Origin of the sequence: Pseudoduganella sp. R-32, assembly GCF_049913245.1 — a bacterium.
Classification (GTDB): Bacteria; Pseudomonadota; Gammaproteobacteria; order Burkholderiales; family Burkholderiaceae_D; genus Rugamonas.
In genome coordinates, this window is record NZ_CP183987.1 from 6,742,663 (window position 1) to 6,760,372 (window position 17,710).

Annotated in this window: 15 protein-coding genes; 4 read left to right on the plus strand and 11 right to left on the minus strand. The window is 62.3% G+C overall.

Features of this window, described 5'->3' with window-relative positions; genetic code table 11:
- Window positions 1-133 precede the first annotated feature (133 nt).
- The 4 genes from ACN9MU_RS30900 to ACN9MU_RS30915 are packed head-to-tail and all read right to left on the minus strand — an operon-like array spanning window position 134 to window position 3,232.
- The gene (locus ACN9MU_RS30900) at window positions 134-826 is read right to left on the minus strand and encodes an amino acid ABC transporter permease (protein WP_426166071.1); all 693 of its coding nucleotides are present in this window, start codon (window positions 824-826) and stop codon (window positions 134-136) included.
- Entirely contained in the window at window positions 826-1,572 is a 747-nt protein-coding gene (locus ACN9MU_RS30905) for an amino acid ABC transporter permease (RefSeq protein ID WP_426343900.1), read from the minus strand. The genes ACN9MU_RS30900 and ACN9MU_RS30905 overlap by 1 nt, the downstream gene beginning before the upstream one ends.
- A 1-nt stretch (window position 1,573) precedes the next feature.
- Window positions 1,574-2,470: an amino acid ABC transporter substrate-binding protein gene (locus ACN9MU_RS30910; RefSeq protein WP_426166076.1), complete on the minus strand. Its 897-nt coding sequence runs from the start codon at window positions 2,468-2,470 to the stop codon at window positions 1,574-1,576.
- Window positions 2,471-2,506: 36 nt separating this feature from the next.
- A complete protein-coding gene (locus ACN9MU_RS30915; RefSeq protein ID WP_426166079.1) occupies window positions 2,507-3,232 on the minus strand; it encodes an amino acid ABC transporter ATP-binding protein in 726 nt (241 codons plus the stop codon).
- 137 nt (window positions 3,233-3,369) lie between these two features.
- On the opposite strand from ACN9MU_RS30915, the gene ACN9MU_RS30920 reads away from it, so the two are divergent.
- A complete protein-coding gene (locus ACN9MU_RS30920) occupies window positions 3,370-4,641 on the plus strand; it encodes a dicarboxylate/amino acid:cation symporter (protein ID WP_426166081.1) in 1,272 nt (423 codons plus the stop codon).
- 115 nt (window positions 4,642-4,756) lie between these two features.
- Window positions 4,757-5,080 (plus strand): hypothetical protein, encoded by a 324-nt coding sequence (locus ACN9MU_RS30925; protein WP_426319616.1) that lies wholly within the window; start codon window positions 4,757-4,759, stop codon window positions 5,078-5,080.
- Here ACN9MU_RS30925 and ACN9MU_RS30930 read toward each other — a convergent pair.
- Together ACN9MU_RS30930 and ACN9MU_RS30935 are read right to left on the minus strand one after the other, a co-directional pair.
- Window positions 5,077-6,543: a M20 family peptidase gene (locus tag ACN9MU_RS30930; protein ID WP_426319618.1), complete on the minus strand. Its 1,467-nt coding sequence runs from the start codon at window positions 6,541-6,543 to the stop codon at window positions 5,077-5,079. The genes ACN9MU_RS30925 and ACN9MU_RS30930 overlap by 4 nt on opposite strands.
- A gap of 13 nt (window positions 6,544-6,556) precedes the next feature.
- Window positions 6,557-8,407 carry an ABCB family ABC transporter ATP-binding protein/permease gene (locus ACN9MU_RS30935; RefSeq protein ID WP_426166088.1) on the minus strand — a complete coding sequence of 617 codons (1,851 nt, stop codon included), beginning with the start codon at window positions 8,405-8,407 and terminating at the stop codon, window positions 6,557-6,559.
- 60 nt (window positions 8,408-8,467) lie between these two features.
- Between ACN9MU_RS30935 and ACN9MU_RS30940 the strand changes: the two genes are divergently transcribed.
- Both ACN9MU_RS30940 and ACN9MU_RS30945 read left to right on the plus strand, forming a co-directional pair.
- A complete protein-coding gene (locus tag ACN9MU_RS30940; RefSeq protein WP_426166091.1) occupies window positions 8,468-8,887 on the plus strand; it encodes an acyl-CoA thioesterase in 420 nt (139 codons plus the stop codon).
- Between the two features lie 4 nt (window positions 8,888-8,891).
- The gene (locus ACN9MU_RS30945; RefSeq protein WP_426319620.1) at window positions 8,892-10,439 is read left to right on the plus strand and encodes an alkaline phosphatase D family protein; all 1,548 of its coding nucleotides are present in this window, start codon (window positions 8,892-8,894) and stop codon (window positions 10,437-10,439) included.
- Here ACN9MU_RS30945 and ACN9MU_RS30950 read toward each other — a convergent pair.
- The 5 genes from ACN9MU_RS30950 to ACN9MU_RS30970 form a co-directional block, all read right to left on the minus strand.
- The gene (locus ACN9MU_RS30950; RefSeq protein ID WP_426166098.1) at window positions 10,436-10,843 is read right to left on the minus strand and encodes a lysozyme; all 408 of its coding nucleotides are present in this window, start codon (window positions 10,841-10,843) and stop codon (window positions 10,436-10,438) included. The genes ACN9MU_RS30945 and ACN9MU_RS30950 overlap by 4 nt on opposite strands.
- An 85-nt stretch (window positions 10,844-10,928) precedes the next feature.
- A complete protein-coding gene (locus ACN9MU_RS30955; protein ID WP_426172341.1) occupies window positions 10,929-12,599 on the minus strand; it encodes a long-chain-fatty-acid--CoA ligase in 1,671 nt (556 codons plus the stop codon).
- 27 nt (window positions 12,600-12,626) lie between these two features.
- Window positions 12,627-14,321, minus strand: coding sequence for a long-chain fatty acid--CoA ligase (locus ACN9MU_RS30960; RefSeq protein WP_426319622.1), 1,695 nt, complete (start codon window positions 14,319-14,321; stop codon window positions 12,627-12,629).
- Window positions 14,322-14,491: 170 nt separating this feature from the next.
- Window positions 14,492-15,622, minus strand: a complete 1,131-nt coding sequence (locus tag ACN9MU_RS30965; protein ID WP_426166103.1) for an aminopeptidase — start codon at window positions 15,620-15,622, stop codon at window positions 14,492-14,494.
- Between the two features lie 9 nt (window positions 15,623-15,631).
- Complete coding sequence (locus ACN9MU_RS30970; RefSeq protein WP_426319625.1) at window positions 15,632-17,686, minus strand: molybdopterin-containing oxidoreductase family protein; 2,055 nt, start codon at window positions 17,684-17,686, stop codon at window positions 15,632-15,634.
- Window positions 17,687-17,710: the final 24 nt, after the last annotated feature.

Below are 17,710 nucleotides of genomic sequence, written 5' to 3' on the forward strand. Positions count from 1 at the left end.
GGTGTGGCTTGCGCACCCCGTCTGTGGGAAGTGCCGAAATTGCCCATTTTGGCGTGCTGAGCAAGCCATTTTCAGCAGTTTTCAGCACCTAAAACAGCGATTTCAGCACCTCCCCCAGACAGCCGGTGCACGGTCACCGGATAATGGCGATGCGGCGCTGCATGCGGCGTACCAGCCAGGACATCAGCGTGCACAGGACGAAATACACCAGCGCTACGAAGATGTACATCTCGACCAGGCGTCCGTCGCGCTGGGCGATCTTGCTGGCTGCGCCGACGAAGTCAGGGATGGAAAGCACGTAGACCAGCGACACATCCTGGAACAGGACGATCGTCTGCGTCAGCAATACCGGCAGCATATTGCGGAAAGCCTGGGGCAACACGACTTTCCACATGGTTTGCCAGTAGTTCATTCCCAGCGCCTGCGCCGCCTGGACCTGTCCTTTCGGAATTGCCTGTATGCCGCCGCGCATGATCTCGCAATAATAGGCAGCCTGGAACAGGGTGAAGGTAATCAGCGCTGACAGGAAGGTCCCTACCTTGACCGGCTCCGACGCGCCGATGATCCAAGCGGCGATATAAGGCACCAGGAAGTAGAACCAGAAGATCACCAGCACCAGCGGCACTGCACGCACCAGGTTCACATAGCCCGCCGCGGCCAATGACAGCACGTGCAGCGACGACAGGCGCGCCATCGCCAGCAAGGTACCCAGCGCCACGCCGCCCAGCATGGCCAGCACGGTCAGCTTGAGCGTGAACACCATGCCGACCTGGAACAGGTAGATCCATGAATTGGCGATCACGCTGAAGTCAAAGTTCGAAAACATCACGCGGCCCTCCGCGCTTCGCCGCCGATCGTGCCTGGCAGCGCAAGGCGCCGCTCGAGCACGGCCATGCCGGCTACGACGATGATGTTGGCGATCACGTAGATCACGGTGGCGGCGGCGAACGCTTCGAAGAACTGGAAGGAGAATTCCTGCATCGAACGTGCGCTGGCAGTCAGTTCCATCAAGCCGATGGTGAGCGCAACGGAGCTGTTCTTTATGATGTTGAGGAACTCGCTGGCCAGCGGCGGCAGCACGATGCGCAAGGCAAGCGGCAGCAGCACGAATTCATAGGCCTGCACGCGCGACAGCCCCAGTGCAAGTGCCGCCAGACGCTGCCCGCCGGCCAGCGCGTTGATGCCGGCCGCCACCTGCACCGCAACGCGGGCGGACGTGAAGAAGCCAAGGCATAGCACGGCCGTGACGAAGGGCGCGTTGGGCAGGGCCTTGAGCCAGTCGCCGGCGGCACGCGGCAGCAGCTCGGGCAGCACGAAGAACCACAGGAACATCTGCACCAGCAGCGGAATATTGCGGAACACTTCCACCCAGCAGATGGCGAAGCGGCGCAGCCAGCGATTGGGCGCGGTGCGCAGCGTACCGACCGCCACGCCCAGCGCCAGTGCGATCACCCAACCTGCCAGCGAGGTGGCCAGCGTCCACGCCAGGCCGGACCACAAGGTATCCCAATAACTGTGCACACCGTCCGGGGACAGTTCCCAGAAGATGTGCCAGTTCCAGTTGTAATGCATGCTATCTGTATGCAGCGGGGTCCGGCGAATCGGTCGGCTTGGCCAGTACCGCCTTCAGCGTGGCCGGCATGGGGAAGTTCAGGTTCACGCCGCGCGGCGGGATCGGGCTCATGAACCACTTGTTGTAGATGCGCTGGATCTCGGCGGACTGGTAAACCTTGCGCAAGGCCTCGTCCACCGACTTCTTGAACGGCATGTCGTTCTTGCGCATCATGATGCCGTAGGGTTCAATCGACATCGCCTCCTTGCTGACGGCGAAATCGACCGGCGCCTTGGAGGTCGCCACCTGCGCTGCCAGCAGGATGTCGTCATTGGCCTCGGCTTCGGCGCGGCCCGTCTCCAGCATCAGGAACGATTCCGGATGGTCCTTGCCGATCAGGATCTTCATGCCGAGCTTGCGCTCGTTATTCATGATCGTCATCTGCTTCAACGTGGTGGTGCCGGCAGTAGCGACCAGCACCCTGCCCTTCATGTCGTCCATCGACTGGATATTGGCCGATTTCTTGGCCAGCAGCCGGCTGGAGATCACGAACATGGTCGGCGCGAACGCCACCTGCTGCTGGCGCTCCGCATTATTGGTGGTGGAGCCGCATTCGAGGTCGATGGTCCCATTGGCCATCAGCGGAATGCGGTTGGCGGAGGTGACCGGGTTATAGGCCACCTTCAGCCCCGGCATCGCGAGCTGCGTTTTCAGGTGTTCGACGACTTTCAGGCACAGGTCCACGGAATAGCCCTGGTACTGCTGCTTGTCATCGAGATAAGAAAAAGGGATGGAGCCGTCGCGTACGCCCAACACCACCTGGCCGGTGCGTTTGATCTTGGCGAGGGTGCCGGTGGGCTCCTGGGCGCTGGCCGCGGCGGCCAGGCAGAAAAGGGGAAGCAGGCGCAGAAAGGTCATGGTGTCCTCCGCTGGCGGGGACGATGACCCGCCCTGTTAGTGGATGATACGCGCTAAAAAGTCCCGTGCGCGCTCGGATCGCGGGGCGCCGAAGAATTCGTCCTTGCTGCAGTCTTCCAGGATGCGGCCCTTGTCCATGAAGACCACGCGGTTGGCCACCTTGCGGGCGAAGCCCATTTCGTGGGTCACCACCATCATGGTCATGCCGTCCTGCGCCAGCCCGACCATCACGTCCAGCACCTCGTTGATCATTTCCGGGTCCAGGGCGGACGTCGGCTCGTCGAACAGCATGGCGATCGGGTCCATCGCCAAGGCGCGGGCGATAGCCACGCGCTGCTGCTGGCCGCCCGAGAGCTGGTTGGGGAATTTGTCCTGGTGCGCCAGCAGGCCGACGCGGTCGAGATACTTCAGGCCTTTTTCGTTGGCTTCGTCCTTGGAGCGGCCCAGCACCTTTACCTGGCCCAGGGTCAGGTTGTCGCGCACGGAAAGGTGCGGAAACAGCTCGAAATTCTGGAATACCATGCCGATCCGGGCACGCAGGGCCGATAAATCGGTGCCTTTGGCGCCGACCGAGGTGCCATCGACAATAATTTCACCCTTCTGGAACGGTTCCAGCCCGTTGACCGTCTTGATCAGGGTCGATTTGCCCGAGCCGGACGGTCCGCAGATCACCATGACGTCGCCTTTGGCCACTTCGGTACTGCAGTCCGTGAGCACCTGAAAGTTGCCAAACCATTTACTTAAGTCTTTAATTGCGATCATCTTTTTCCGGTTTCAGCAGTTTTATTCTTGCTTGACAGTGGCCTAGAACCGCAAGGATACTTCGGGACTTGCTTAATAGCTCATCAAATAGCTATTCATTCTAACGGCAAATCCGCCCTACTTCAGGAATCTTGCTTATGGCCAACAAAAACCGCCTGACCACCTATATCCTCGTCGGCCTGGCGTTGGGTATCCTCACCGGCTACGCCATCAATGTCTCGCAAGCGGCGCCACAAGCGGCCGGCTTTGCGGAGTACATGACCCTCATCACCACCCTGTTCCTGCGCCTGATCAAGATGATCATCGCGCCGCTGGTGTTCTCGACCCTGATGGTCGGCATCGCGAAAATGGGCGACACCAAGGAAGTAGGCCGCGTCGGCATCAAGACCCTGGGCTGGTTCTTCATTGCGTCCGTGCTGTCGCTGACGCTGGGCCTGATCATGGTCAACCTGTTCCGTCCAGGCGACGCCCTGCTGGGCCACATTCCGGCCGATGGTGGTCTCGCTGCCGCTACGCTGCAGACTTCCAGCCTGTCGCTGAAAGAGTTCATCACCCACCTGGTGCCATCCTCGATCATTGACGGCATGGCCAAGAACGAGATCCTGCAGATCGTGGTGTTCTCGCTGTTCTTCGGTACCGCGGCCGCCGCCGTGGGCAAGAAAGCCGAACCGCTGATCGACGCCGTCGACGGCATCGCGCACATCATGCTGAAGGTGACCGGCTACGTGATGCAGTTCGCACCATTCGCCGTGTTCGCCGCCGTTGCCGGCACCATCGCCAAGAGCGGCGTCGGCGTGCTGCAGACCTACGGCGTATTCATGGCGGAGTTCTACCTCTCTATCGGCGTACTGTGGGCGATCCTGATTTTTGCCGGTTTCCTGTTCCTGGGCAAGCGCGTGCTGAAGCTGCTATCGGAAGTCAAGGAGCCGACCCTGCTGGCCTTCTCCACTGCCTCTTCCGAAGCCGCCTTCCCGAAAACCCTGGAAGGCCTGGAGCGCTTTGGCGTGCGTAACCGCATCGCCGCGTTCGTGCTGCCGATCGGCTACTCCTTCAACCTGGATGGCTCGATGATGTACTGCACCTTCGCGACGGTGTTCATCGCGCAGGCTTACGGCATCAATATGGACCTGGGCACCCAGATCACCATGATGGCCGTGCTGATGCTGACTTCCAAAGGCATGGCCGGCGTGCCGCGCGCGTCGCTGGTAGTGATCGCCGCCACCCTGACGCAATTCAAGATCCCTGAAGCGGGCCTGGTCCTGCTGCTCGGTATCGACCATTTCCTGGACATGGCGCGTTCCGCCACCAACGTGATCGGCAACTCCATCGCTACTGCTGTCGTGGCGAAATGGGAAGGTGAGCTGACCACCACCGACGACCGCGAACTGTCTGACCGCCCGCTGCCGTAAGGCATCTGCGCCCCAATGAAAATGCCGCCCACCTGGGCGGCATTTTTTTTCACTTGCGGGAACTCCAGGTCAACAGCGTGATCAAAGCAGTCATCCCACGCCAAAGGAGCCTAAAATGAACGCACCTACTCCGAAACCATCAGGTGACGATCTGGAATCCAGGGTCACTGTACTGGAGAAGAAAGTGGATGTGCAGCATCACGAGTTCGTCTCCTTGAAGCAATACATTGACAACAGCGTTGCCCAGTCGGAGTTGCGCGTCCGCAACGAAATCCAGGCTGCTGAACAAAGGCTTACGATTCACATCATCAATCGAAACGACTTCACGCAAAAGCGGCAGGAGGAGCAGTTCCGGTGGCTCTTCGGTATGCTCGTCGTCATTTTCCTGAGCAATTCAGCGATGATCGTTACTTTCATCAGCCTATTGATGAAACGCTAAGCGCTGTTTTTTAAAAGCTGGTGGTAGAAACGGATCATGTCCGCAAAGCCTTTCACCGACATGCGCTCATTGGTGCCGTGGAAGCGCGGCAGGTCTTCCGGCTGGGCGCGCACGGGGCCGAACTTCAGCACGCTGTCGCTCATGCCATCGAAGTAACGCGAGTCAGTGGCGCCAATCATCAGGCCCGGCGCGACCACGACATCAGGGAAGACCTGGCGGATGGTGCGATTCACCGCCGTAAAGGCTGCGCCGTCCTGGCGCGCCACACGCGAGGCTTCGGTATTGAAGTCGCCGTCCGGCGTAATGCGGACCTTGTCGTTGCCAATCACCTGGCGCATGTGCTGCTCAACGCCCGCCAGCGTATCACCCGGCAGCAGGCGGAAGTTGACGGTGGCGCTGGCGGTGCCCGGCAAGACGTTGTCCTTCACGCCGGCGTTGACGATGGTCAGCGCGGTGGTCGTGCGGATCAGCGCATTCGTGCTCGGGGACTTGGCCAGCATCCGTTCCAGCATCGGCTTGAACAGCCAGAAGTTCGACAGCGCCACGCGGTTCATGCCGGTCATTTCAGGCGCCATCATCTCGAAGCTTTGCTGCGGCAGGCCGGCCATGCGCACCGGCATCGGATTCGCTTCCAGCGCAACCAGCGCCTTGCTCATCATGCCGATGGCGGTGTCCTGCGGCGGCATCGAGGAATGGCCTGGCGCCGTCTCCAGTTCCAGCTTGTAGCTGGCATATCCCTTTTCCGCTACGCCAACCATGGCGGCACCTGGCTGCAGGCCGGGCACCATGCCGTGCACGATCATCAGGCCCTCGTCCAGGACGTAATCGAGCTTGACGCCGCGCGACTTCAGCAGCTCGGCGATCTTTGCCGCACCGCGCTTGCCGCCGACTTCCTCGTCGGCGCCGTAGGCCAGGTAGATGGTGCGGCGCGGCTGGAAGCCGGCGGCCAACAACATTTCGATGGCTTCCATCTGGGCGTAGAGGTTGCCTTTGTCGTCCCACGAGCCACGGCCCCAGATGAAGCCATCACGCACCACGCCGGCGAATGGTTGCTGTTCCCAGTTCTTTTCCGTGCCGGGCGCGATCGGCACGACGTCCTGGTGCGCCATCCACATCACCGGCGCGGCCTTGGCATCGCTGCCCTGCCAGGTGTAGAGCAAGGCTTTGCCGTTGACGTTCTCGCGCTTCAGCGCGGCGTGCAGGCGCGGGAAGCTGGCTTGCAGGTGGGCGTGCAGCTTGTCGAATTCGGCGGCGTTGGCGTCGGCATCCTTGTAGTCGGAAATGGTGACGAAGCGCAGGGCTTCACCCAGGCGCTGCGCCGCTGCCGCTTCGTCGATCGCCAGGACTGGCGCTTTCTCCACCACCAGTTGCTTGCTGCCGCTGCGCGCCGTGTTGACGCCGACCGCAACAGCCAGGACTCCAATTGCCGCAATGGCTACTGCCAGAACCTTCTTCACCGCCATCCCCGTCCTCCTGTCAGTTGACCAATTCGCCGCTAGACGGCGAAACCTGTTCCTGCTCGCCGCGCGCTTGCTGGCGTTCCCACATCTGGGCATACAGGCCTTCGCGCGCTAACAGTGCCGCGTGCGTGCCGCGCTCCACGATCCTGCCGTGATCGAGCACCAGGATCTGCTGGGCGTCGGCGATGGTCGACAGGCGGTGGGCAATCACCATCGTCGTGCGGCTCTTCGCAATCTCCTTCAACTGCGCCTGGATCGCCTGTTCAGCCCTGGAGTCCAGCGCGGAGGTGGCTTCGTCGAAGATCAGGATGGCAGGATCCTTCAACAGCGTGCGGGCAATCGCCACGCGCTGCTTCTCGCCGCCGGACAGTTTGAGGCCCCGCTCGCCGACCATGGTGTCGTAGCCGTCCGGCAGGCTGGCGATGAAGTCGTGGATCGATGCCGCGCGTGCCGCGGCGATGATCTCGTCCTTGCTGGCGCCGGGCCGGCCGTAGGCGATGTTGTATTCGATGGTGTCGTTGAACAGCACCGTATCCTGCGGGACGATACCGATCGCATGGCGCAGCGAGTGCTGCGTGATGTCGCGCAAATCCTGGCCGTCGATGGTGATGCTGCCGCTATTTACTTCATAGAAGCGGTACAGCAGGCGCGATAAGGTCGACTTGCCCGAGCCGCTGTGGCCTACCACGGCTGTCGTGGTGCCGGCCGGGATGGTGAAGTCGACGTCGAACAGGATCTGGCGCTTCGGATCGTAGCTGAAGTCCACATGGTTGAAGCGTACCTCGGCACCCTGCGGCTGCAGCGGCCTGGCGTGCGCGGCGTCATCCACTTCGCGGTTCTCGTTCAGCAGCGAGAACAGGCGCTCCATGTCGGCCAGGCTTTGCTTGATCTCGCGGTAGATCACGCCGAGGAAATTGAGCGGGATGTAGAGCTGGATCATGAAGGCATTCACCAGCACCAAGTCGCCCAGCGTCATCGTGCCGTCGATGACGCCCTGCGTCGCGCGCCACAGGATCAGCGTGACCGCAATCGCGATGATGGCCGACTGTCCGGTGTTCAGCAAGGACAGCGAAGTCTGCGATTTCACCGCCGCCTTCTCGTAGCGCTGCAAGCCCTCGTCGTAGCGATTGGCCTCGTAGTCCTCGTTGCCGAAGTACTTGACTGTCTCGTAGTTCAGCAGCGAGTCGATGGCCTTGGTGTTGGCCTTCGAATCGAGGTCGTTCATGGTGCGGCGGAAGTGCGTGCGCCAGTTCGTCACCACGATGGTAAAGGTGATGTAGATCGCCAGCGCCGAGAAGGTGATCACCGAGAACCAGATGTCGTAATGCGTGACCAGGTAGCCCAGCACCAGCGTGATCTCGACCAGCGTCGGCAGGATGTTGAACAGCGTGTACGAAATCAGCGAGCTGACGCCGCGCGTGCCGCGCTCGATATCGCGCGTCATGCCTCCCGTCTGGCGGTTGAGGTGGAAGCGCAGCGACAGCGAATGCAGGTGGCGGAATACCTTCAGCGCAATGGTGCGCACGGCGCGCTGCGTCACGCGCGCGAACAGGAACTCGCGCAGCTCGGTGAACATGGTGGTGGACAGGCGCAGCAGGCCGTAAGCCACCAGCGTTGCCAGCGGCAGCACCAGCAAGGCGTGCGGGTCGCCCGGCTTGATGGTCATGTCGTCGACCAGCTTCTTCAGCACGACCGGGACGCCGACGTTGGCGGCCTTGGCGCCCACCAGCGCCAGCAGGGCGGCCAGCACGCGCCATTTGTACACCCAAAGATAGGGCAGCAATGTTTTCAGAGTGGCAATGTCGCCGCGCGCATTGCTGCTGGACTTGCCCGGCGGAGGTGGTGGGGTATTCGAATAGCGTCGCATACGTGCGTGGGCTGGCTGGTTTAAAATCCCATCAATTGTAGTCCTTCATGAGAATTTGCGATGACCTCCCAAGAACAAACCTCCCGCGGCCTTCCTCCTGGAAAAATGCCTGAACTGCGCGTGATGCCCTCGCCGTCCGACGCCAACGTGTATGGCGACGTATTCGGCGGCTGGATCATGGCGCAAGTCGACATTGCCGGCTCCCTGCCTGCCACCCGCCGCGCCAACGGACGCGTCGCCACCATCGCCGTGAATTCCTTCCTGTTCAAGCATCCGGTCTTCGTCGGCGACCTGCTGACCTTCTACGCCGACATCGTCAAGGTCGGCAACACGTCGATTACCGTCAACGTGGAAGTCTATGCGGAGCGCAACCGCCTGCAGGCCAATATCGTCAAGGTCACCGAAGCCACGCTGACCTACGTCGCCACCGGCCCTGACCGCAAGCCGCGCCCGGTGCCGCCGCTGGAAACGCTGCTGTAATCCGATGCACGACAAGCGCCGCCTCCTGCTCCAGGCTGCGGCCCGCGTCGCCACGCTGGCAGTGCTGGCGCCCCATCTCCCCGCGCAAGCACGCAGCGCCGCCAATGGCGCCTACCCTTTCACGCTGGGCGTCGCCTCCGGCGCCCCCTTGCCCGACTCCGTCATCCTCTGGACCCGGCTGCTGCCCGATCCGCTGAACGCGGCTTCGATGCCGCCGATCGCCCAGCAGGTGCGCTGGGAAGTGGCGCACGATGAAGGCTTCACCCGCATCGCAGCGAAAGGCGCGGCCGTTGCCGCGCCTGCGCTGGCGCACAGCGTCAACGTCGACGTGCGTGGGCTGGAGCCGGACCGCTGGTACTGGTACCGTTTCATGCTCGGCGATGCCGTCAGCCCGGTCGGCCGCACTCGCACCGCGCCGGCGCCCGGCAGCATGCCGGCGGCATTGAAGCTGGCAGTCGCCTCCTGCCAGCATTGGGAATTCGGCCATTACGCCGCGCACCGCCACATCGCGCAAGCGGCGCCGGACCTGGTGGCCTTCCTCGGCGATTACATCTATGAATGGGGGCCTTACAGCCTGCAGCACCCGGCCACGGTCCTGCGCCGCAACGAGAGCTTCACGCTGGACGAATATCGCGCGCGCTATGCGCAGTACAAGAGCGATCCCGACCTTCAGGCCGCACACCATGCCGCGCCCTGGCTGCTGACCTGGGACGACCACGAAGTGGCCAACGATTACAGCCCGACGCGCGATGAATTGCTGTCGCCGGACTTCGTGCAGCGCCGCGCCGCTGCCTACCAGGCCTACTTCGAACACCAGCCGCTGCGCGCCCAGCGCATCTACCAGCGCTACGACTGGGGGCAACTGGCGCGCTTCCACGTGCTCGACACGCGCCAGTACCGTTCAATCCATGCCTGCCAGCCGACGGGGCGCGGCGGTTCCAGCTCGGTCTACCGCCGCGCCTGCGCCGCCCTGGCCGACCCGCGCCGCAGCATGCTGGGCAGCGAGCAGGAACAATGGCTGGCACAAGGGCTGAAGGAATCAAGGGCGCGCTGGAATATCCTCGCGCAGCAAACCCTGATGGCGCAGATGTCGCAGCTTCCCCTGGCCAGCGACAGCGACGGCCGCTTCTGGACCGATGGCTGGGACGGTTACGCCGCGGCCCGCGGCCGCCTGCTTGAATCCGTGCGCAGCGCGCGCAACCCGCTGGTGCTGTCGGGCGACGTGCATACTTTCTTTGCCGCCGATTTGCGGCGCGATCCCGCGCGCGCGGCCGGCCCCGGCAATGCGGTGGTCGCAACGGAATTCTGCGGCACTTCCGTCACCTCCAGTTCGCGCCCCCAGGCGCGCACCCAGCAATACGTCGACATGAACCGCGACATGCATTTCGGCCGCAGCGACAAGCGCGGCTTCATGCTGCTGGACTTGCGCCCCGAGCGTGCCGCGGTGCTGTTGCAGGGCCTGGACAATGTGCGCGACGCGAACAGCGCGCTGTCCACGCTGGCGTCGTTCTCGGTGGCAGACGGCAAGCCCGGCCCGCGCAGGGAGAGCTAGGCGCGGAAAGGTGCGCTTTCTTCCTTGCGCCGTGCCGCCAGCCCGGCATGCGGCACCAGGCGGCCTTCGACAGGCGCGCTGATATTGCGCAGCATGGCCTCTGCCGCGCCATCAAGGTCGCCGCAATCGATGCGGCGCAGCACCAGCATCGCGCCGCCAGCGCCGAGATTGTGCGTATAGCTGACCAGCGCATCGAACTGCGCCTGCGTGAGGGGGTGATGGCTGACCTGGCGCTGCACGGCGCGTTCTGCGCTGCGCACCGACAGGTCGAACGCTGCTTCGACCTGGTCGGGCGTCATGCCGGGACGGGAGACTTCGTAGTAGCCGCGCAGGCCTTCGCGCTGTCGCAGCGCGCGGCGGCCTTCGGTGCTGAGGGTGAGTGCGAAATTGTAAAGAAGGCCCATATGGTTTCCGGTGGCTGCCAAGGTGGTACGTTCCACTCTACAGCCGGTCCGGAGCCATATTCTGCGCCAGATCAAACTTGCCGGCTTATGCTGCTTTCTTTTCGTCGCGCAGTTGGCGGCGCAGGATCTTGCCGACGTTGGTCTTCGGCAGTTCATCACGGAACTCAATGTACTTCGGCTTCTTATAAGCGGTCAACTCGTGTTTGCAGAACTCGAGCAGCGCTTCCGCCGTCAGGTTCGGGTCCTTGCGGACGACGAACAATTTCACCGCTTCGCCGGAGTTCGCATCGGGTACGCCAACGCAAGCCACTTCCAGCACGCCCGGGTGCGCAGCCACCACGCCTTCCACTTCGTTCGGGTACACATTGAAGCCAGACACCAGGATCATGTCCTTCTTGCGGTCGACGATGCGCACGAAGCCTTTTTCGTCCATGATGCCGACGTCGCCGGTCTTGAAGAAGCCTTCCGGGGTGATCGATTTCGCGGTTTCGTCAGGACGGTTCCAGTAGCCCGCCATGACCTGCGGGCCGCGGATCGCGATTTCGCCGGCGGAACCGAGCGGCACTTCCTTGCCGTCGTCGTCCAGGATCGCCAGTTCGGTCGATGGAATCGGCACGCCGATGGTGCCGGTGAATTCCTTGATGTCGACGCGGTTGGCGGTAGCCACCGGCGAGGTCTCCGACAGGCCGTAGCCTTCGATGATCGGGGTGCCGGTCACTTTCAGCCAGCGGTCAGCCACCGACTGCTGCACGGCCATGCCGCCGCCGTTGCAGATCTTGTAGCTGGAGAAGTCCAGCTTGGAGAAATCAGGATTGTTCAGCAGCGCGTTGTACAGCGTATTCACGGCCGGGAACACGGTCACAGGGTACTTGGCCAGCTCTTTCACGAAGCCAGGGATATCGCGCGGGTTCGGGACCAGGATGTTCATGCCGCCCAGCTTCCAGCCCATGAAGCAGGAAATGGTCAGCGAATAGATGTGGTACAGCGGCAGCGCAGCGACGAACACCATCTGCTTTTCGCTGGGCGCCATCTGCAGCCAGGCTTCGTTCTGCAGCATGTTGGCCACCACGTTACGGTGCAGCAGCACGGCGCCTTTCGACACGCCGGTCGTGCCGCCGGTGTACTGCAGGAAGGCGATATCGTCAGGCTTCTGGTCGGCCGGCTTGAGGGTCAGGCGCGAGCCTTCGGACAGCACCTGCTTGAAGCTGACGTGGCCGGGGATGTTCCAGGCCGGCACCATCTTCTTCACATTGCGCACCACGAAGTTGACGATCATGCCCTTCAGGCCGCCCAGCAGGTCGCCCATCGACGCCACGATCACATGCTTGACCGGGGTCGACGCCACTACCTGCTGCACGGTGTTGGCAAAGTTTTCCAGCACGATCACGGCTTCGGCGCCGGAGTCGTTCAGCTGGTGCTGCAGTTCGCGCGGGGTGTACAGGGGGTTGACGTTGACCACCACGTAGCCGGCGCGGATGATGCCCGCCAGCGCGACCGGATACTGCAACACGTTAGGCAGCATGATAGCGACGCGCGCACCCGGCTTCAGGCCCTTGGACTGGAGCCAGGCGCCGAATTGCTTCGACAGCTGGTCCACCTCGGAGTAAGTCAGGAACTTGTCCATGCAGACGTATGCGTTGCGGCTTGCGTACTTCTGGAACGATTCCTCCATCAGGTGGGTCACGGAGCGGTATTGCGAAATATCGATCTCCGCAGGAACGCCTTCAGGGTAAGACTTCAGCCAGATTTTTTCCATCATGTTGCCTTTCGTGTGCCTTGCCGCTTACGCGGCCTTCTTGTCGTCCGCAGGCTTCTCGTCGCGCAGCATGCGGCGCAGGATCTTGCCAACGTTGGTTTTAGGGAGCTCGGTGCGGAACTCGATATATTTCGGCTTCTTGTAGCCGGTCAGGTTTTGCTTGCAGTGCTCCATCAGCGCTTCCACGGTCAGGTTCGGGTCTTTCTTCACCACGAACACTTTTACCGCTTCGCCGGAATGCTCGTCCGGCACGCCGATGCAGGCGCATTCCAGCACGCCCGGATGGGCCGCCACCACGTCTTCGATTTCATTCGGATAGACATTGAAGCCGGAGACCAGGATCATGTCCTTCTTGCGGTCCACGATCTTGACGTAGCCGCGCTCGTCCATCACGCCCACGTCGCCGGATTTGAAGTAGCCGTCGGCCGTCATGACCTTGGCGGTTTCCTCCGGGCGGTTCCAGTAGCCGGCCATCACCTGCGGGCCGCGGATCGCGATTTCGCCCGGCGTGCCAAGCGGCACTTCGCTGCCTGCATCGTCCAGGATTGCCACTTCGGTGGAAGGAATCGGCAAGCCGATCATGCCGGAGAATTCGGTGCTGTCGAAGCGGTTGGCAGTTGCCACCGGCGCGGTCTCGGACAAGCCGTAGCCTTCCACGATGGTGACGCCGGTTATCTTGAGCCAGCGGTCGGCCACGGCCTTCTGCACCGCCATGCCGCCGCCGTTGGCGACCTTCAGGCCGGAGAAGTCCAGCTTCGTGAAGTCGGGATGGTTCAGCAGCGCGTTGTACAGCGTGTTCACTGCCGGCAGCATGTTGAAGCGGTACTTGGCCAGCTCCTTGATAAAGCCGCCGATATCGCGCGGGTTCGGGATCAGCACATTCAGGCCGCCCTCGCGGATGCCCCACATGGCGCACACGGTCAGCGCGAAGATGTGGTACAGCGGCAGCGCGCAAATGATGGTGCGCTCGTCCGGCGGCAGGTCGGCCAGCTTCGGCGCCGACCAGGCCTGCATCTGCAGCAGGTTGGCGATGATATTGCGGTGGGTCAGGGTCGCGCCCTTGGACACGCCGGTGGTGCCGCCGGTGTACTGCAGGAAGGCGATGTCTTCATGGCGCAATTCGACGGGCGTCAGCTTCATGCTGCGTGCGTGGCCCAGCGCGTCCTTGAAGCGCACCGCGTTCGGCAGCGAGAACGGCGGCACCAGCTTCTTCACGTTGCGCACCACGAAGTTGACGATCATGCCTTTCAGGCCGCCCAGCATCTCGCCCATGTTGGCGACGATGATGTGCTTGACCTGGGTGCGCGGCAGGACCTGTTCCAGGGTGGTCGCGAAATTCTCGAGGATGATGATGGCTTCCGCGCCCGAGTCGTTGAGCTGGTGCTCCAGCTCGCGCGGCGTGTACAGCGGGTTGACGTTGACGACGGTGTAGCCGGCGCGCAGGATGGCGGCGATGGCAATCGGGTATTGCAGCACGTTCGGCATCATGACGGCCACGCGCGCGCCCTTTTTCATGCCGCGGCTTTGCAGCCACGCGCCCAGGCGCCTGGAATGCTGGTCAAGGTCGGCATAGGTGATGAATTTGTCCATGCACACGAAGGCATTGCGCGACGCGTACTTCTGGAACGATTCTTCAAGCAGGTGAACCAGGGAGCGGTATTGCGTGGCGTCGATTTCGCTCGGGACGCCGGGGGGATACGACTTCAACCAGATTTTTTCCATCCTGTGCCTCTTTGTCTCAGTTTTATATGTTTTATTTGCGAAAATAGAACGGCCGTGCTTTCCCGCACTCTAGATGCTATCGTGCAGCATGACACAGGGCAAGCTATTTTCCGGGTTTGGAACGGGTACTCTAGCGGGCCTCCGTGCTGCAAAGCAGCATAGATTGTGCGTCAATTGACGGCGCCCGGTTCCTTGGCAGCGGCGGCCGTCGTAGTCTCATTGGCTTGCGCCATAGAGCGCGCCAGTTCGTGCAGCCTGTCATGCCGTTCCACGGATGGCAGGTTGCTCATGCTCCGCACCGCAGCATAAAACTGTGGGAATGCTTTTTCTTTCACCAGCAAAGCGCGGAAACCTGGCAGCAAATCATTATAGGTTGCAACAGATGCCAAATGGGCATTATTCAACGGTTCCGCAAAGAATCGGTCATAGCCGTTGTAGCCACCCCAGTTGGCCTTGAGGACTTTGTACTCTTCCTGCAAGGCGGCAAAGATGCGCACCTTTTCCTCGCGCTTCTTCCTGGCGCTGGCCTTGCTCGCATAATTGTCTGCCAGCATCTGGCGATGCTTCACCAGCAGGTCCATGAAGTCCTGGCGCCGCACGTTGTAGCGGGCATAGGCTTCGCGCATCGCATCGTTGCCATACAGCTCGAGCCAGTGGTTGACGCCAGCCTCTTCCACCGCCGAGGCAAAGGCTTCGTTGAATTTGGAATCGCCCTGCACGTACACCACCTGGTGCGCCAGCTCGTGGAAGATCAGGCGCGCCAGCTCGGCATCGGAGTGGTTGATGAAGGTCGACAGCAGCGGGTCGCTGAGCCAGCCCAGCGTGGAATAAGCGGGCACGCCGCCGACCTGCACGTCGTTGCCTTCCTTGCGCAGCTCTTCGGCATACGCCTCGGCATCGGCCTTGTCGTAGTACCCGCGGTAGCTGACGCAGCCTGCGATCGGGAAGCACCATTGCACCGGGCGCAGCGACAGTTCGGGCGTGGCGACCACATTCCACAACACATACTGCCGGTTCAGGGGGGCGTAATTCTTGTAGCTGGCGTTGTCGGGCAGCCCAAGCTCCTTGACCGCGAATTTGCGGATCAGCTTGGCCTTCTCGAGGCGGGCTTTGAGCTTGGGATCGGTGGACGGGTCGCCGATCCAGTCGTCGACCGGACGGGCGTCAGACCAGAGCGCGTACTGGCCCTGGGCAGCCTGGAAGTAGTACTTGAATTGCGCACAACCCGCCAGGAGGCCGGCGCACAGACCCGCCGTCGCCAGGTATCTGGCGCGCAGTTTCAGGTGTGCTAACGTGCGCATAAATCATTCTCAGGCGGCTTTCTCGACTTGGACCAGTGTATCGTAAAAAGTCGGCGCGCGACCCATGTCAGTCAGCCGTTGGCTGGTGACCTCATTGGCGTTCTTGCCATCGCCGGCCAGCTTCTTCCACCAGATCGACAGCCCTACCACAAGGCCTTTGCGGGCCTTCGGCGTCACGCGGGCCTTGCACACGAAGGAACCGCGATCATTGAAGATGCGCACCATATCGCCGTGGTTGATGCCACGTGTTGCCGCATCGTCAGGACTGATGTCGAGCTGCGGCTCGCCCTCCGTGGCACGCAAGCTTTGCACGTTGACAAAGGTCGAGTTCAGGAAGTTGCGCGCTGGCGGAGATATCATCGCAAGCGGGTATTTTGCCGCCAGATCGGGGGCAGATGCTGCAGATTCGTAGTTCGCGATATAGGTTGGCAGCGGGTCCAGGCCATCCTTCTTCATGCTTTCTGAGTAGAACTCACATTTTCCGGAAGGTGTGGGGAAATTGCCGCATGCAAAGGGGGCATCGGGAACTTCCAGTTTCTGCCAGCCCTTCTGCTTGAGTGACTCCCAGTCGAATTGCACGAATGCCACCGATGCCAGCGCGTCATCGCTGTCGCGGAAACAAGGGTCGTCAAAGCCCATGCGTGCCGCCAGCAGGCGGAAGATCTCGGTGTTCGGCTTGGCTTCGCCCATTGGCGCGATAGCCGGGTTATTGGCCATCATGTACAGGTGGCCGTAGGCGCCGTGAGCATCGGTATGCTCGAGCTGCGTGGTGGCTGGCAGCACGATGTCGGCATAGTCGGCGGTGTCGGTCTGGAAATGTTCCAGCACCACGGTGAACAGGTCTTCACGCGCAAAACCCGCCTGCACCTTGGACGAATCAGGCGCCACCGCCAGCGGGTTCGAGTTGTACACGATGACCGCCTTGACCTGCGGGCCAAACTCGGGCGACGCCGGACGCAGCAGGTCGTCGCCGATGGTCGTCATATTGATGGTGCGCGGCTGTTTCGCCAGCAAGTCCGGGCGCTGGAGCGCCGCCAGGTTTTTCCTGAAGGTGCCGGATGCCGACAACTGCACGCCGCCCGCCGCGTGGCGCCAGGCGCCCACCAGGGCAGGCAAACAGGCAATATTGCGCACCGCCATGCCGCCGCCATGCACGCGCTGCACGCCGTAATTCATGCGGATGGCGACCGGCTCGCCGCGCTTGGCGGTTTCCCCATATTCGCGCGCCAGGCCTTCCACTTCCTCGACGGTAATGCCGCAGGTGGCCGCCACGCGCTCCGGCGTCCATTCCGCCACGCGCTGGCGCAGCTCTTCGAAGCCGATGGTGTAGTCGGCAATGTATTCATGGTCCAGCAGGTCCTCGCGCACCAGGATGTGCATCAGGCCCAGCGCCAGCGCCGCATCCGTGCCGGGCAGCAGCGCGATGTGCTGGTGGCATTTCTCCGCCGTCAAGGAGCGGTAGGGGTCGATGGCAATCAGCCTGGCGCCGTTGCGCTTGGCTTCCTGGGCACGGGTCCAGAAATGCAGGTTGGATGCAATCGGGTTGCCGCCCCAGATGATGAGCAGCCTGGCACGCTGGAATTGCTCGATATCGGTGCCGATCGAGGCGCCGACCGTGTATTTGTAACCGGTGGCGCCAGCCGTGGCGCAGATGGTCCGGTCCAGCAGCGAGGCGCCGATCTTGTGGAAGAAGCGGGACGACATCGATTCGCCCTGCACCAGGCCCATGGTGCCCGCGTAGCTGTAGGGCAGGATGGCTTCCGGCTCGGCCGCAGCCAGCGGTTTCAGGCGTGCTGTGATCTCGTCCAGTGCCTGCTCCCAGCTGATGCGTTCAAACTTGCCCTCGCCCTTCCTGCCGACGCGCCGCATCGGGTACAGCAGGCGGTCCGGCGAATAGGTTCGTTCGGTATAGCGGGAAACCTTGGTGCACAGCACCCCGGCGGTCGTCGGGTGATCCGGATCGCCTTTCACCTCGGTCGCCACGCCATCTTCGACGGTGACGAGCAGGGCGCAGGTATCGGGGCAATCGTGCGGGCAGGTGGCGCGGACTTGTGTGGTTGACATCTTGATCTGGGTTAGCGACGGCTG

Bases quoted from the DNA above. Each gene is read 5' to 3' on its own strand.
- ACN9MU_RS30955 (WP_426172341.1), bottom strand. From the start codon at position 12,599: ATGGAAAAAATCTGGCTGAAGTCTTACCCTGAAGGCGTTCCTGCGGAG.
- ACN9MU_RS30915 (WP_426166079.1), bottom strand. From the start codon at position 3,232: ATGATCGCAATTAAAGACTTAAGTAAATGGTTTGGCAACTTTCAGGTG.
- ACN9MU_RS30945 (WP_426319620.1), top strand. From the start codon at position 8,892: ATGCACGACAAGCGCCGCCTCCTGCTCCAGGCTGCGGCCCGCGTCGCC.
- ACN9MU_RS30910 (WP_426166076.1), bottom strand. From the start codon at position 2,470: ATGACCTTTCTGCGCCTGCTTCCCCTTTTCTGCCTGGCCGCCGCGGCC.
- ACN9MU_RS30930 (WP_426319618.1), bottom strand. From the start codon at position 6,543: ATGGCGGTGAAGAAGGTTCTGGCAGTAGCCATTGCGGCAATTGGAGTC.
- ACN9MU_RS30940 (WP_426166091.1), top strand. From the start codon at position 8,468: ATGACCTCCCAAGAACAAACCTCCCGCGGCCTTCCTCCTGGAAAAATG.
- ACN9MU_RS30970 (WP_426319625.1), bottom strand. From the start codon at position 17,686: ATGTCAACCACACAAGTCCGCGCCACCTGCCCGCACGATTGCCCCGAT.
- ACN9MU_RS30960 (WP_426319622.1), bottom strand. From the start codon at position 14,321: ATGGAAAAAATCTGGTTGAAGTCGTATCCCCCCGGCGTCCCGAGCGAA.
- ACN9MU_RS30950 (WP_426166098.1), bottom strand. From the start codon at position 10,843: ATGGGCCTTCTTTACAATTTCGCACTCACCCTCAGCACCGAAGGCCGC.
- ACN9MU_RS30920 (WP_426166081.1), top strand. From the start codon at position 3,370: ATGGCCAACAAAAACCGCCTGACCACCTATATCCTCGTCGGCCTGGCG.
- ACN9MU_RS30935 (WP_426166088.1), bottom strand. From the start codon at position 8,407: ATGCGACGCTATTCGAATACCCCACCACCTCCGCCGGGCAAGTCCAGC.
- ACN9MU_RS30965 (WP_426166103.1), bottom strand. From the start codon at position 15,622: ATGCGCACGTTAGCACACCTGAAACTGCGCGCCAGATACCTGGCGACG.
- ACN9MU_RS30900 (WP_426166071.1), bottom strand. From the start codon at position 826: ATGTTTTCGAACTTTGACTTCAGCGTGATCGCCAATTCATGGATCTAC.
- ACN9MU_RS30925 (WP_426319616.1), top strand. From the start codon at position 4,757: ATGAACGCACCTACTCCGAAACCATCAGGTGACGATCTGGAATCCAGG.
- ACN9MU_RS30905 (WP_426343900.1), bottom strand. From the start codon at position 1,572: ATGCATTACAACTGGAACTGGCACATCTTCTGGGAACTGTCCCCGGAC.